The sequence below is a fragment of the Stenotrophomonas sp. NA06056 genome, assembly GCF_013364355.1.
GTDB lineage: Bacteria > Pseudomonadota > Gammaproteobacteria > Xanthomonadales > Xanthomonadaceae > Stenotrophomonas.
The window spans coordinates 974290-989046 of sequence record NZ_CP054931.1 but is presented as its reverse complement, the minus strand read 5'-3'; the positions used below and the strand labels follow the sequence as shown (position 1 = coordinate 989046).

The window sequence follows — 14757 nt, the reverse complement described above, 5'->3', positions numbered from 1 at the left end:
GAAGAGGCCGTTGCCACGCATGTATCGCAGTGTATGCAGACGACCTGACTGCCAGTTCAGGAGAACCGCTCAGCCGTTCGGAATCAACGTATCGATGAGATGCTCGACATACGCTTCGAAATCCTCGCGCGCCTGCTTGGGCTGCTGCAGCTGCAACGACAGCTGCAGGAAGCCGACATACGCCGCGTAGGCCAGGCGTGCGCGATGGCGGGCATCGGTCGAGCTCAGGCCCGCCTGGCGGAACGAGGCGATCAGGTAGTCGAGCCGTCGCTGCGACACACGGTCGATCACCGGCCGCACCATTGGATGGTCCAGCGCCTTCAGCAGCTCACTGTAGATGATGTGCGGCTGCACTTCGTGCGCCACCATCTGGAACAGCTGGCGCAGTCGCACGCGCGGGTCCGGCACGTCTTCAAGGCTGCCGAACACCTGTTCCTGCTCGAACAGTTCCCAGCGTTCCAACGCAGCCTGCAGCAGCGCATCACGCGAGGGAAAATGCCAGTAGAAACTGCCCTTGGTCACGCCAAGGCGGCGCGCCAGCGGCTCCACCGCGACGGCACTCACACCTTGCTCGGCAATCAGATCGAGGGCCGCCTGGGCCCAGTCTTCGGCACTCAGGCGGCTGTTGCGGCCGGCACGCGGTTCGCCGGCGGAAGCGTCAGGTTGATTCATTCGCTGATTTAACCATACGCCGGGGTTCGTTGCAGTACGCGGTTGCGGCCGAAACCGTCGGCAGCTGGGTCAAAAGGGATTCCTGCAGCGCACCATACCGTACAGTATTGACTTCCTGCCGAAGCAATCCATACTAGCGAGTATGGTTATGTCCCCTACTCCCGCTGCGTTCCATGACCTGCACCTGGAGGCTGCCCACGGCGCCTCGCTGGCTGCAACCGCCAGTACGGTCGGCCGTCGCGGGCGCGTGCTGTTCGCGCATGGTTTTGGCCAGACCCGCCACGCCTGGACGAGCAGCGCCAAGGCCCTGTCCGCCGCGGGCCTGCAGACCCTGGCCTACGACGCCCGGGGTCACGGCGATTCCGACTGGAATCCGGCCAACCTGCCCTATCACGGCGAACAGTTCGCCGATGACCTGATCGTGCTGGCCGGCGAACAGCCGCGACCGCCGGTACTGGTCGCCGCTTCGATGGGGGGCCTGTTTGGCCTGCTGGCCGAATCGCGCTGGCCCGGTTTGTTCTCGGCGATGGTGCTGGTAGACATCACCCCACGCTGGGACACCGCCGGGGTCGAGCGCATCCTCGCCTTCATGACCGCGCATCCGGAAGGATTCGCCTCGCTGGCGCAGGCGGCCGACGTGATTTCAGCCTATATGCCGCACCGCCCGCGCAAATCCGAGGATTCGCTTCGCGCCCTGCTGCGCGAAGATGGCCACGGCCGTTGGCGCTGGCACTGGGACCCGCGCCTGGTGGCCGAGCTGGCCCGCGACAGCGAGCAGCACCAGGACGCGCTGGCCGAGGCCGCGCGCCAGGTGAAGTGTCCCCTGCTGCTGGTCAGCGGTGGCCGCAGCGACCTGGTCACCCCGCAGACCGTGGCCGAATTCCTGGCATTGGCGCCACACGCACGCCACGTACAGTTGCCGCAGGCCACGCACATGGTCGCCGGTGATGACAACGACGCCTTTACCGCTACTGTGTTGGACTATCTGGACGTGTTGCCCGCAGCGGATGCTGCAGCTTCGTCCGCCATAAACGAGCACGTCACCGGAGCACGCTCATGAGCCTCGTCATTCCCTTCCTCGCCCTGCTGCTGGCAGGCGCGTTCGTCGCCTACCACCGCATGCGCCTGCTGACCTGGACGCTGATCAGCGTGGCCCTGCTGGTTGCCTGCTGGTTCATTCCCTACGTCAACCAGACCGCCACCATCGTCGCTGCTGCCGTACTGGCCGTGATCGTCGTGCCGCTGCTGCTGCCGTTCATCCGCAAGCCGCTGCTGACCGCCCCGATGATGAAGGTGTTCCGCAAGGTGCTGCCGCCGCTGTCGCAGACCGAGCGCATCGCCCTGGAAACCGGCTCGGTCGGCTTCGAAGGCGAACTGTTCACCGGTGACCCGGACTGGAACATCCTGCTGAACTACCCCAAGCCGCAGCTGAGCGCTGAAGAACAGGCCTTCCTCGATGGCCCGGTCGAAGAGCTGTGCAGGATGGTCAACGACTGGGAGATCACCCACGTCCATGCCGACCTGCCGCCGGAGCTGTGGAGCTTCATCAAGAAGAACAAGTTCTTCGGCATGATCATTCCGAAGGAATACGGCGGCCTGGGCTTCAGCGCGCTGGCCCACCACAAGGTGATCCAGAAGCTGGCGTCGGTATCGAGCGTGGTCAGCTCCACCGTGGGCGTACCGAACTCGCTGGGCCCGGGTGAGCTGCTCAACCATTACGGCACCCAGGAACAGAAAGACCAGTACCTGCCGCGCCTGGCCGATGGCCGCGAAGTGCCCTGCTTCGGCCTGACCGGTCCGTTCGCCGGCTCGGACGCGACCTCGATTCCCGATTACGGCATCGTCTGCAAGGGCGAGTGGAACGGCGAGCAGGTCCTCGGCGTCAAGCTCACCTTCGACAAGCGCTACATCACGCTGGCCCCGGTGGCCACGCTGATCGGCCTGGCCTTCCGCATGTACGACCCGGATGGCCTGATCGGCAGCACCCGCGATATCGGCATCACCCTGGCCCTGTTGCCGCGTGACACCGCCGGTGTGGAAATCGGCCGTCGCCATTTCCCGCTCAACTCGACCTTCCAGAACGGCCCGATCCGTGGCAAGGATGTCTTCATCCCGCTGACCCAGCTGATCGGCGGCGCCGAGAAGGCCGGCAAGGGCTGGAACATGCTCAACGAGTGCCTGGCCGTCGGCCGCTCGATCACCCTGCCCTCCACCGCCAGTGGCGGCGCCAAGGCCGGCGCGGTGGTGACCGGTGCCTACGCGCGTATCCGCAAGCAGTTCGGCCTCTCGGTCGGTCGCTTCGAAGGCGTGGAAGAAGCGTTGGCCCGCATTGGTGGCAAGGCGTACAAGATCAGCGCGCTGTCGCAGGCCACCGCTGCCGCTGTTGACCGTGGTGACGTGCCGTCGGTGCCGTCGGCGATCGCCAAGTACCACTGCACCAACATGAGCCGTGAAGTGATTTCGGACGTGATGGACGTGATCGGCGGCAAGGGCATCATCCTGGGGCCGCGCAACTTCGCCGGCCGCAGCTGGCAGGCCGCACCGATCGCGATCACGGTCGAGGGTGCCAACATCATGACCCGCAGCCTGCTGATCTTCGGCCAGGGTGCGATCCTCTGCCACCCGTGGGTGCTGAAGGAAATGAAGGCCGCGCAGGATCCGGACACCCGTACCGGCCTGCAGGACTTCGACCGCAGCCTGTTCGGCCACATCCGCTTCGGCATCTCCAATGCCGTGCGTTCGTTCTGGTTCGGCCTGACCGGCGCGCGCTTCGGTGCTGCCCCGGGCGATGCCTACACCCGCCGCTACTTCCGCAAGCTGGACCGTTACTCGGCCAACCTGGCGCTGATGGCCGACATCTCGATGATGACGCTGGGCGGCAAGCTGAAGTTCAAGGAATCGCTGTCTGGCCGCCTGGGCGACGTGCTGAGCCACGTCTACATGACCAGCGCCATGCTCAAGCGCTACCACGACGAAGGCGCACCGCAGGCCGACCAGCCGCTGCTGGCCTGGGCCTTCCATGACAGCGTGCACAAGATCGAGGAATCGCTGTCGGCCGCCCTGCGCAACTTCCCGATCCGTCCGATCGGCTGGCTGATGTGGGCGCTGATCTTCCCGCTGGGCCGTCGTGCCGAGGCCCCGGGTGACCGCCTGAGCCGCCGCGTGGCCGCCCTGCTGATGGCACCGAACGAAGCCCGCGACCGCCTCGCCAGCGGCGTGTTCCTGACCCCATGCGAGAACAACCCGGGCGGCCGCATCAACAGCTACCTGAGCAAGGCGATCATGGCCGAGCCGGTGGAGCGCAAGTTCATCAAGGCGCTCAAGACCAAGGGCATCGAGGCGCTGGACTTCGTCACCCAGCTGGACGAGGCCGTGGCCGAAGGCGTGATCACCCAGGACGAGCGCACCCTGCTCGAAGAGCTGCGTACGCTCACCCTGGAAACCATCACCGTGGACGACTTCGATCCGGAAGAGCTGCGCTCAGCGGGCTACTACAAGCGCGAGCAGAAGGGCGCGCAGTCGCAGGCCGCGTGATCGAAGCCACCATGTAAACGACAACGGCGGACTTCGGTCCGCCGTTTCTTTAGGGAGACCCCCGATGTCCGCTCCACTGCTTACGCTTTACCACCGCCTGCAGCGCTGGCCCGCCGGCAACTGGTTGTTCTCGCGCGCGGTGTGCTTCAAGGCGCCCTACTTCGCCAGCATCGCCCCGCGCATCACTCTCCTCGAGAACGGCCGCTGCGAGGGCACGCTGGCCGACCGCCGCAAGGTGCGCAACCACATCGGTACGGTGCACGCGATCGCGATGTGCAACCTGGCCGAGCTGACCGCCGGCCTGATGGTCGACGCGTCACTGCCCAAGGGCATGCGCTGGATTCCAAAGGGCATGCAGGTGCAGTACCTGGCCAAGGCGCGTGGCACGCTGCACGCGGTAGCGTTGCCAGCGCAGCCGATCGCGGTGGCGACGGAAGGCTACGCGTTGCCGGTGACGGTGAGCGTGCGCGACCGCGCGGGCACGGAGGTGTTCAGTGCGGTGATCGACATGTGGGTGTCGCCGGCGAAGTGAGGTTCCCGCGAACGGCGCAGCCCCTCGTGGGTGGACGCGGGATGCGATTTATCGGTTGGGCCGGAGGGGTGGGGCCAGGCGGGGACGCCGCAAGTACGTCCGTGTAGGCTTAGCCGCGCCATCCATGGCGCGGATACCCCGCCCGGCCCCACCCCTCCGGCCTCTGGCAGTTCTCTGCGGCGTCCACCCACGCAAGAGAAAAAAGAAGAGCAAAAGCAAAAACAAAAGCGGCCCGGTGGCCGCTTTTTTCATGCGCGCAGAACCCACGAGCGCAGCGACCCGCTGTTGCTCTTGATCTTCTTTTTCTTCTCCGTGGGCTGGCCGCACACGGAAACTGTCAGGGGCCGGGCGGGTGGGCTGGGCAGGGGTGTCCGCGGCATGGATGCCGCGGCCAAGCCCCCAGGGATGGGTTTACGGCGTCCCCTGCCCCCCCCCCCCGCCCGGCCAGCCCCATGACCCGCATTACGCGACCAACCCACGAGGGGCTGCGCCGTTGGCTGGAAACTACGCCAGCGCGCGCAACACCAACGCCAGGATCGCCGGCACCGCCTGGATCATGAAGATGCGACGGCTCACGCTGTACGCGCCATAGCACCCCGCCACCACCACGCACACCAGCGAGAACGTCACCAGCACCGGCTGCGCCAGCACCAGCCCCACCACGATGCCCGCGGCCAGGAAGCCGTTGTACAGGCCCTGATTGGCCGCCAGCACGCGCGTGGTCTCTGCCTTCTCCGGCGTATTGCGGAACGTCTTCAGGCCCAGCGGGCGGGTCCACAGGAACATCTCCAGCACCAGGAAGTACAAGTGCAGCACAGCGACCAGCACGGTCAACAGCAGCGCGATCAGCGACATCGTCTCTCTCCTTGGAAGGGGTGCGACCTCAGCGGTCGCGCGGCAGCTTCTTCTCTTCGCGCAGCACACCGAACGCCGCCAGGGTCATCAACCCGGCTACGGCAACGCCACCGATGAACACCACGTGCGAACCGAACAGCGACAGCCCCTTGTGCAACCAGGCGAAGCTCAGATCGGCACCACGATAGACCACCGTGTCGATCGCTGCGCCAGCCTTGTAGCGCCACTGGCGGTCCACGCGGGTGTAGATGGTTTCGCGGGCTGGTTTGGCCAGGGCGAACTCGCTGGCGCGGGTCATCACCTGCACCACCGCCACCATCAACGGCATCGGTGAAGCGGCCAGCACCGAGAAGCCGATCAGGATCGCGAAGCCGGGAATCAGCAACGCCGGGGCGATACCGTGGCGAGACAGCAGCCAGCGGGTCAGCCCGAGCTGCATCAGCAACGCCAGCGCGTTCACCGCCAGGTCGATGCGCGAGAAGAACGCGGTGGCAGCACCTGCATCGGTGAACGAGGCACGCACGATGGTGGCCTGCTGGTTGTACAGCAAGGTGCCGACGCCCACGCCGAACACCACCATGATCGCCAACCAGCGCAGCAAGGGCTCGCGCACGATCAGCTTCAGGCCATCCAGCACGCTGCCGCCCATCGGCTTTTCACCGGAGACGAGCTGCTGCTCGCGCTCGCGCAGCACCGCCCAGTGCCGCAGCCGCCAGATGCTCAGCAGGCAGATCGCCAGGAAGCCGGCCGAGACCAGCATCAGGTTGGCGATGCCCACGCGCTGCACCAGCGCACTGGTGATGATCGGGCCCAGGAAGGCGCCGATGGTGCCGGCCGCACCGATATAGCCGTAATACGCCCGCGCCTGCGCATTGGAGAACACGTCGGCCATGAAGCTCCAGAACACCGCCACCGCGAACAGGTTGAACACGGTGATCCAGAAGAAGAACGCCATGCCACGCCCAGGCATGCCGCTGTCGAACAGCACGTAGAAGCCCAGCAGGGTGACGATGAAGAAGCCGTACACCACCGGCAGGAACACCCGCCGCGGAAAGCGGCTGACCAGCCAGCCGTACACCGGCTGCAGTACCAGCATGATCACGAACACGCAGGAGAACAGGAACTGCAGGACGAAGTCCTTCAGCGCGATGCCGTGGCTGGCGAACCAGGCGATCAGCACCGGTGGGAACACCGTCTCCAGGTCGGCCGAGGCGGCCATCGCCTCGCGTACCGGGCGCAGCACGTAGTAACCGCTGAGCAGGCAGAAGAAGTACAGGAACGACCACCAGAGCGCCGGCGACTCGCGCAGCGCTGCGACCAGCTTCTTCAGCGGGCCGCCTGTCCAGGCCGCGCTCACGCGGCTCCCCTCGCCAGCAAACGGCGGTTGGACAGCGGCATGGCAGGCTCCGGGGGCAGTGAAGCGCGTACGTTATCCAATGCACTGCAACATCGCCAGCACAGGCCCCCCCATGACTGCAACGAAGTGTCACGACCTGCCACCCGGGACACCTTCTGATACCCGCGTTTGCCGCGTCAAAAATCCAACTTTTTCAACGAGATGCGCATTCATCTTCGCTTTGTTTGTGCATAGACGAAAAGCGGCGCTAGAATCGTCCCCAGCAGTCGCGCACGGGTTCCAACCGATGAAAAAGAACAGCCTGCGTCGTCCGATCCGTTCGGCGGCCACCGGTTTGCTGGGCATGTTGATGCCCCTTGCCTTGTCCACCACCGCGCAGACCTCGCCGGCCCTGCCGCCGATGCCGACCAACATCGAAACCGCTGCCGGTGGCGCCGTCGCCCACACCCAGCCTGCGGCCTACCGCACCGGGCTGGTGCCGCAGGTGCAGTTGCCGGCGGCTGGCTTCAACGTCGCCAACATCGAATCGATGGCGCAGCAGCTCACCTATGGCGAGCGCGTGCCGGGCATGGCCGTGGCCATCGTCCAGGGCGGTCGAGTACTCAGCGCGCGCGGCTACGGCGTCACCGACGTCAACAACCCGTTGCCGGTCGACGCCCACACCGTGTTCCGCCTGGCGTCACTGTCCAAGGCCTTCGCCGGCACCATGGCTGGCCTGCTGGTCAACGACGGCACCCTGCGCTGGGACAGCAAGGTCACCGACTACGTGCCGGGTTTCCGCCTGAACTCGCCGGAGGCGACCGACCGCCTGACCGTGGCCGATGTACTCAGCCACCGCGTCGGCCTGCCGTACAACGCCTACGACCGCGACATCGAAGGCAATGCCGAGTACTACGCGCTGACCCAGAAGCTGGCCAACACCGGCCTGAAGTGCCTGCCGGGCGACTGCTACGCCTACCAGAACGTGGCCTTCAGCCTGATCGGCGACGTTGTCTACGCCGCCTCCGGCAGCTTCTACGAGCAGTCGGTCGAACGCCGCATCTTCAAGCCGCTGGGCATGAACGATGCCAGTCTCGGCCTGGCCGGCATCCAGGCCAGCTCGCGCTGGGCGCGCCCGCACGTGCGCAGCCGCAATGGCTGGGTATCGCTGACGCCGAAACCGACCTACTACCGTGTCGCCCCTGCTGCCGGCGTCAACGCCAGTGCCAGTGACATGGCGCAGTGGCTGCTGGCTCATACCGGCCACCGTCCGGACGTGCTGCCGGCGCCGCTGCTGGCGACCCTGCACTCCAGCCTGATCAACACGCCGGGCGAGATGCGCTCGGGCTGGCGACGCGAGCGCCTGCACTCGGCGGGTTACGCGCTGGGCTGGCGCACCTTCGACTATGCCGGTCACGATGTCGTGTTCCATGCCGGTGCCGTGCAGGGTTACCGCGGCCTGGTCGCATTGGTGCCCGAGCGCGACCTCGGCATCGCCATCATGTGGAACGGCGAAAGCGGCCTGCCCAGCGGCCTGTTGCCGACCGTGCTCGACGCAGCCCTCGGTCTGCCGTCGCAGCGCTGGCTGGATGTGGACACCGACTTCGGCAGCGACAACCTGATGGCCGAAGGCGCCGCCCCTGCACAGCAGGACAAGCGCAAGGGCAAGGGCGCTTCGGGCAATCGCGCGGTGGCGTCGCCGCGCTGAGCTGGCAAGCTCGACCGTAAACAGAAGGGCGGCCCACGGGTCGCCCTTTTCTTTTGTTGTAGAGCCAAGCCCATGCTCGGCTGATTCAAGCAGCCGAGCATGGCTCGGCGCTACCGTTCCGCAGCGCTAGTGCGCGAAGTAGTGCATGCCTCCATCCACCGGAATCACCGTCCCGGTGATGTACCCCGCCAGCGGGGAGGCCAGAAACGCGACCAGATGCGCCACCTCCTCCGGTTCGCCGAAACGCCCCATCGGAATATTGCGGGCGATGAAGTCACGCCGGCTCTCCTCCGTGGGATGCAGCCGATCCAGGATCTGCGCGCTGTTGATCCGCCCCGGGGCGATCGAGTTGATGGTGATGCCCTCGCCCGCCACATCGCAGGACAGCCCCTTGCTCCACAGATGCAGCGCCGCCTTCGCCGGGCTCGCGGCATTCACCGCACGCGGCTCCATCGACCCGCTGAGGTTGATGACACGCCCCCAGCCATTGGCCCGCATTGATGGCAGCAATGCCTGCGTCAGTCGCCGTGCCGCCGAGAAATTCAGCGCCATCGCTTCGTCCCACACCTCATCCGCTGCCGCTACCCCGGCCAGCCGTGCGCCCCCGGCCGCATTGACCAGGATGTCCACGCGCTGCAACGCATCCAGCGATGCACGGGCGATGCGCTTTACAACGTCGGCGTCGGTGAGATCGCCCAGCAGCACGGGCGGTACCGGTCCACCCGCCGCCTCGATCGTGTCCGCCACCGATTGCAACGACGCCTGCCGCCGCGCAGTGATCGCAACACGTACACCCAATGCCGCCAGCACCCGCGCGACACCCGCGCCGATACCACTGCCTGCGCCGGTGACCAGCGCGGTACGGCCTTCAAGATCCAGCTTCATGTGTTACCCCTGCCAGGGTCTACCGGCCCATCTGGCCGTGCGGACATGCTCTTTGAATACCCTCGATTGATAAACTCCGGAAAAGTTTCAACATTCAGAACCCGGAGTGTCAGATGAACCTGTTTGAGAGCATGCAGGTCTACGTGCTGGCCGTGGAAAAAGGCAGCCTCAGTGCCGCGGCATCGGCACTGGACATCTCCGCAACGATGGCCGGCAAGCACCTGCGCGCTCTGGAAGAACGGCTGGGCATGCAGCTGCTGAGCCGCACCACCCGACGGCAGCACATGACTGCTTTCGGTGAGGCCTACTACGGCCGCTGCAGGGAGATCCTGCGTCTGGTGGAGGAAACAGATGCGCAGGCCCAGCACCAGCATCTGGCACCGGCCGGCAAACTGCGGATCAGTGCACCGGTGATCTTCGGCACGCATGCGCTGGTGCCGGCACTGTCGACCTACATGGACCGCTACCCCGAGGTCAGCGTCGAACTGGTCCTGACCGATCGCGTGGTCGAACTGGCCGATGAGGGGTTCGAGGCCGCCATCCGCATCGGCACGCTTGCCGACGCCACGCATCTCGTAGCGCGTCCGCTCAGCCCCTACCGACTGACCTTGTGTGCAGCACCGGCCTATCTCGCACGGCATGGCACGCCGCACAGCGTGCAGGCGCTGCGGCAGCATCACTGCCTGTCGCTGGACCCGGCAGCGCTGTCGCACTGGCTGGGCGACGAGGCGACGTCGGCGGGGCAGCTACCCTCAGGACGCCTGCAGATCAACAACGGCGAAGCGTTGCGGCAGGCTGCGCTGCAGGGCCTGGGCATCATCCTGCAGTCGAGCCTGCTGCTGGCGGCGGACATCGATGACGGCGGCCTGGTCCCGTTGCTGCCGGAACTTGGGCGGCGCGGCCGGCCCATGCACGTGGTCTATCCGCATGACCGCTATCACTCGACCCGGCTGCGCAGCTTCGTGGATTTCCTGATCGAGCGGTTTCCGTACGAAGCCGCTGACCATCGCAACTGGCCAGGCGCAGACAGCCCATAAAAAAACCCCCTCCCCGCTGGGCAGTCGGGGAAGGGGTCTCAGGGTACGGCTATCGGGAAGTACTTAGATCAGCGGTGCCGGCGTTGCCGGAAGGGCCACCGGGGCGGCCTTCTTCTTGCGGGCGGCCGGCTTGCGCTTGGCAACCTTCTTGGCAACCTTCTTGGCAGCCTTCTTCGGGGCAGCCTTCTTGGTGGCCTTCTTCGCAGTCTTCTTCACCGCCTTCTTGGCGGTCTTCTTTACCGCCTTCTTCACTGCCTTCTTGGCCGGCTTGCGGGCAGTAGCTTTCTTGGCGGTCTTCTTTACGGCTTTCTTGGCAGTCTTCTTGGTGGCCTTCTTGGCTACCTTCTTGACGGCCTTCTTCGCGGTCTTCTTTACGGCCTTCTTGGCAGTGGACTTCTTGGCTACCTTCTTCGCAGCCTTCTTCACTGTCTTCTTCGCCGTGGCCTTCTTGGCGACCTTCTTGGCAGCCTTCTTCACTGCCTTCTTGGCGGTCGCCTTCTTCGCGACCTTCTTCACTGCCTTCTTGGCAGCGGCCTTCTTGGCGACTTTCTTCACCGCTTTCTTGGCGGCGGGCTTTTTCTTCGCAGCTTTCTTGGTTGCCATGGTGATGGCTCCTCGTCAGTGATAGGGAGTTGAAACGCCCAGGTGGATCAAACCCGCCCATGCTGCGTGCGGGGACCGCCGGCGCGTCAGGCGCGCCGTTACGGATGCGGTGATGCCCGCCACGATCGGCGGAGCAGGCATCGGAACAGGGGTCGCCTTGCATTTCTCCGGGGGAAGCGGGGCCATGTCCACCGTCTTGAGGATCGCGGTGGTCTTCGAGGGGCTGCTTCGCATCGGACGATTGATTCTGCGCACTCGGTTTGGCAGGCAAGGTCTGCTGAGGCGAAACCTAATCACGGTTTTTTTTACTGTCAACAACCCCCGCGAAAAATTTTCACATCCGCCGCGTCCCGGGAGGCCTTCCCACGCCCGCCGCTGCTCGTTCGCGAGCGCCGGCAAACACCGCATTGCGCATCGTGGCAACCATCAACTGCGCACGAGCAGCGAAGAAAAAACACTTGAAACAAGCACTCTGCGCCATGTAGAGGCATGAAGTAGAACGCCGCACGGCGACGCTGCCACGCACGGCAGTGCACTCGCCAACGGCAGCACAACGGACCTGCAACACGGCCAAAAACTTTTCACATCCGGGCGCGCCGCCGCGGGGGTCGAAACACGGATTTGCGCAAAACTGCGCACGCCTTTTGGCCGCGCTCAACGCCGGCTGATGCCATGGCGATGGCATGCGGCGAACCGGTCGGCATAAGTTCGACGCGTCCTCCAAAACGAAAACGGCCACCCGAGGGTGGCCGTTTTCGTAGCTGGGAAACGACGACTCAGTGCTCTTCGTCTTCCAGGCCTTCGGCGTACGCGTCCGGGTCCAGCAGTTCGTTGAGTTCGTCGCTGTTGGACACTTCGACCACGAACATCCAGCCGTCGCCGTAGGCGTCTTCGTTGATGGTTTCCGGCTTGTCGGCCAGCGCCGAGTTGACCTCGACGATGGTGCCGCTGATCGGGCTGTAGACGTCGGAGGCGGCCTTCACCGACTCGACGACCGCGATCTGCTCGTTGGCCTTGGCGGTCGCGCCGACTTCCGGCAGCTCGACGTAGACCAGGTCACCCAGCAGGCCCTGGGCGTGGTCGGAAATACCGACGGTAACGCGGCCATTGCCTTCGACACGGGCCCACTCATGGGACTTGAGGAACTTGAGGTCGCCGGGGATCTCGCTCATGGGACTGCTCCAGAGATATGCAGGGGTGGAAAAAACGGGGCTAGTGTAACCAACCGGCCGCCACTGCTGGCAGTGACGACCGGCACGTTTGGATCATGCGTCGGCGAGCACGCCGGGCTGGGCCTGGCCTTCGCGCACGAACGGGAACTTGACCACCCGCACCGGCACCTGGCGGCCGCGGATGTCGACGGTGACCTGGCCGAGTTCACCGGCCGGTACGCGCGCGAATGCGATGCCCTTGGCCAGGGTCGGCGAGAAGGTGCCGGACAGGATCTCGCCCTGGCCGCCGGCAGTGGTGACCGCCTGGCCATGGCGCAGCACGCCCTTCTCATCCATCACCAGGCCGATCATCTGACGTGCGTTGCCGGCCGCCTTCTGCGCCTCCAGCACGTCGCGGCCGATGAAGTCGCGACCTTCGTCCAGCGACACCGTCCAGGCCAGCGCCGCTTCGTACGGGCTGATTGCTTCATCCATGTCCTGGCCGTACAGATTCATGCCGGCTTCCAGGCGCAGGGTGTCGCGCGCGCCGAGGCCGGCCGGCTTTACGCCAGCAGCAAGCAGGCGGTTCCAGAACGCGACCACGGCATCCTGCGGCAGCAGGATCTCGAAACCGTCTTCGCCGGTGTAGCCGGTGCGGGCGACGAACAGTTCAACGCCGTCGTCGGACTGCACCTGCAGCGCGGCGAAGCGGCCGAGCTTGCCCAGCGCCTCACGGTCGGCCTCGCGGGCCAGGCCGATGACGATGTCGCGCGCCTGCGGCCCCTGCACGGCGAGGATCGCCAGGTCCGGGCGCTGCTCGACGGAAACGCCGAACGGTGCGGCCTGCTCACGCAGCCATGCCAGATCCTTCTCGCGGGTGGAGGCATTGACCACCATGCGGAAGAAGTCCTCGCCCAGGTAGTAGACGATCAGGTCGTCGATGACGCCGCCCTGCGGATTCAGCATGCACGAGTACAGCGCCTTGCCGGTGGCCTTGAGCTTGTCGACCGAGTTGGCCAGCAGGCGGCGCAGGAACGGCTTGACCTGGTCACCGCGCAGGTCGACCACGGTCATGTGGCTGACGTCGAACACGCCCGACTCGCGACGCACCAGGTGGTGCTCGTCCAGCTGCGAGCCGTAGTGGATGGGCATGTCCCAACCCCCGAAATCGACCATCTTGGCGCCAAGGGCGCGGTGGGTATCGTTGAGCAGCGTCTTCTGGGTCATGACCGGGTCCGGCAGCAGAGGAAACAAGAACGCGCATTATCCCAGATCGGTCGGCCGCAGGTCGCGCCGCAGCGCAGCGGGGGATGTTGGCCGGCCTGCGGCCGGCGAGCGCTTTCTACAAGCCAGGCAACGGCAACGGCAACGGCAACAGCAACAGCCAAAGCCAAAGCGTATCGGCTCGGCGAAGTCGACGGCTTGGCCGGAGCGGTATGGGCGATCGGGACACGCCGTGAACCCATCCCTGGGGGCTCGGTCGCGCCATCCATGGCGCGAACGGTCCCGCTCGCCCATACCGATCCAGCCTTTCAACGTTCCCAGTGACGGAACGGAAGTCAAATGCAGGAGCAAGAGCAGATTTGGGTGTCGATACATATATAGAGAGGTGTCGGAGCCCTTTCCTGCGGAAAGGGCTCCGACACCACAGAGCGCAGCGACCGGCTTTTGCTTCTCGCTTTTGATTTCTTCTCCGTGGGCTGGACGCGCACGGAAACCGTCGGGGGGGGGGGGGGGGGGGGGGGGGGGGGGGGGGGGGGGGGGGGGGGGGGGGGGGGGCCCCCCCCCCGCCCCGGGGGGGCGGGGGGGGGCGGGCGCGCCCCCCCCCCCCCCCCCCCCCCCCCCCCCCCCCCCCCCCCCCCCCCCCCCCCCCCCCCCCCCCCCCCCCCCCCCCCCCCCCCCCCCCCCCCCCCCCCCCCCCCCCCCCCCCCGCCCCCCCCCCCCCCCCCCCCCCCCCCCCCCCCCCCCCCCCCCCCCCCCCCCCCCCCCCCCCCCGTTGGCTGGAAACCTAGGCCACCGCTTCGACCACCAGCGCACTGCCCTGCACCGCCACCACCCGCACCAGCGTGCCGGCCGGCAGCTCCGGCCCACTCACCTGCCACGATGCATCGTCGATGCTGACCCTGCCCTGCCCGCCAATGATGGCCTGCTGCAATGGCACCACCCGCCCAACCAGTTGTTCAGCGCGACGGTTCAGCAGCGGCGCGTCGCTCTGCCGTGCACGCGGCTTGCCCCAGTGCCGGTAGCACTGGATCGACAGCACGCTCAGCACCACGAAGGCGACCACCTGCCACAGCACCGGGATATCGGCGAACACCGCGACCAGCGCGAACACCGCCGCCGCACCGATGCCGATCCACAGCATGAACGCGCCGGGCGCCAGCGCTTCGGCGGCGAACAGCAGCAACGCCAGCGCACCCCAGGCAACGACTTCCCAGCGCATG

At 66.2% G+C, this 14757-nt stretch carries 14 protein-coding genes; 6 read left to right on the top strand and 8 right to left on the bottom strand.

Translation table 11 applies throughout. The features are described 5' to 3' along the window. Positions 1 to 69 precede the first annotated feature (69 nt). Positions 70 to 672, bottom strand: coding sequence for a TetR/AcrR family transcriptional regulator (locus HUT07_RS04310; RefSeq protein WP_025877807.1), 603 nt, complete (start codon positions 670 to 672; stop codon positions 70 to 72). A gap of 142 nt (positions 673 to 814) precedes the next feature. Here HUT07_RS04310 and HUT07_RS04305 point away from each other — a divergent pair, with 142 nt between their 5' ends. The 3 genes from HUT07_RS04305 (at position 815) to HUT07_RS04295 (ending at position 4738) form a co-directional block, all read left to right on the top strand. Beyond that, positions 815 to 1732, top strand: a complete 918-nt coding sequence (locus HUT07_RS04305) for an alpha/beta hydrolase (protein ID WP_176019892.1) — start codon at positions 815 to 817, stop codon at positions 1730 to 1732. Further along, the gene (locus HUT07_RS04300; protein WP_176019891.1) at positions 1729 to 4206 is read left to right on the top strand and encodes an acyl-CoA dehydrogenase; all 2478 of its coding nucleotides are present in this window, start codon (positions 1729 to 1731) and stop codon (positions 4204 to 4206) included. The genes HUT07_RS04305 and HUT07_RS04300 overlap by 4 nt, the downstream gene beginning before the upstream one ends. Before the next feature lie 64 nt (positions 4207 to 4270). Further along, a complete protein-coding gene (locus HUT07_RS04295) occupies positions 4271 to 4738 on the top strand; it encodes a hotdog fold domain-containing protein (protein WP_176019890.1) in 468 nt (155 codons plus the stop codon). 504 nt (positions 4739 to 5242) lie between these two features. Here the strand turns inward: HUT07_RS04295 and HUT07_RS04290 are convergent. Together HUT07_RS04290 and HUT07_RS04285 are read right to left on the bottom strand one after the other, a co-directional pair. Then, positions 5243 to 5593, bottom strand: a complete 351-nt coding sequence (locus HUT07_RS04290) for a DUF1304 domain-containing protein (protein WP_176019889.1) — start codon at positions 5591 to 5593, stop codon at positions 5243 to 5245. A 28-nt stretch (positions 5594 to 5621) separates the two neighbouring features. Then, on the bottom strand, positions 5622 to 6950 hold the full coding sequence (locus HUT07_RS04285; protein WP_176019888.1) for an MFS transporter: 1329 nt from the start codon (positions 6948 to 6950) through the stop codon (positions 5622 to 5624). Positions 6951 to 7236: 286 nt separating this feature from the next. On the opposite strand from HUT07_RS04285, the gene HUT07_RS04280 reads away from it, so the two are divergent. After that, positions 7237 to 8637, top strand: a complete 1401-nt coding sequence (locus HUT07_RS04280) for a serine hydrolase domain-containing protein (RefSeq protein ID WP_176019887.1) — start codon at positions 7237 to 7239, stop codon at positions 8635 to 8637. A 126-nt stretch (positions 8638 to 8763) separates the two neighbouring features. Here HUT07_RS04280 and HUT07_RS04275 read toward each other — a convergent pair whose 3' ends face one another. Further along, a complete protein-coding gene (locus tag HUT07_RS04275; protein ID WP_176019886.1) occupies positions 8764 to 9522 on the bottom strand; it encodes an SDR family oxidoreductase in 759 nt (252 codons plus the stop codon). A gap of 113 nt (positions 9523 to 9635) precedes the next feature. Here HUT07_RS04275 and HUT07_RS04270 point away from each other — a divergent pair, with 113 nt between their 5' ends. Beyond that, positions 9636 to 10559 (top strand): LysR family transcriptional regulator, encoded by a 924-nt coding sequence (locus tag HUT07_RS04270; RefSeq protein WP_176019885.1) that lies wholly within the window; start codon positions 9636 to 9638, stop codon positions 10557 to 10559. Positions 10560 to 10622: 63 nt separating this feature from the next. On the opposite strand, the gene HUT07_RS04265 is transcribed toward HUT07_RS04270, so the two are convergent. Beyond that, positions 10623 to 11162: a hypothetical protein gene (locus tag HUT07_RS04265; RefSeq protein WP_176019884.1), complete on the bottom strand. Its 540-nt coding sequence runs from the start codon at positions 11160 to 11162 to the stop codon at positions 10623 to 10625. 112 nt (positions 11163 to 11274) lie between these two features. Here HUT07_RS04265 and HUT07_RS04260 point away from each other — a divergent pair, with 112 nt between their 5' ends. Continuing rightward, positions 11275 to 11655 carry a hypothetical protein gene (locus HUT07_RS04260; protein WP_176019883.1) on the top strand — a complete coding sequence of 127 codons (381 nt, stop codon included), beginning with the start codon at positions 11275 to 11277 and terminating at the stop codon, positions 11653 to 11655. A 283-nt stretch (positions 11656 to 11938) separates the two neighbouring features. Here HUT07_RS04260 and gcvH read toward each other — a convergent pair whose 3' ends face one another. The 3 genes from gcvH to HUT07_RS04245 form a co-directional block, all read right to left on the bottom strand. Continuing rightward, complete coding sequence (gcvH, locus tag HUT07_RS04255) at positions 11939 to 12334, bottom strand: glycine cleavage system protein GcvH (protein WP_025877788.1); 396 nt, start codon at positions 12332 to 12334, stop codon at positions 11939 to 11941. A gap of 93 nt (positions 12335 to 12427) precedes the next feature. Further along, positions 12428 to 13540, bottom strand: coding sequence for a glycine cleavage system aminomethyltransferase GcvT (gcvT, locus tag HUT07_RS04250; RefSeq protein WP_176019882.1), 1113 nt, complete (start codon positions 13538 to 13540; stop codon positions 12428 to 12430). 781 nt (positions 13541 to 14321) lie between these two features. Continuing rightward, entirely contained in the window at positions 14322 to 14756 is a 435-nt protein-coding gene (locus tag HUT07_RS04245; protein WP_176019881.1) for an NfeD family protein, read from the bottom strand. Between the last annotated feature and the right edge of the window lies 1 nt (position 14757).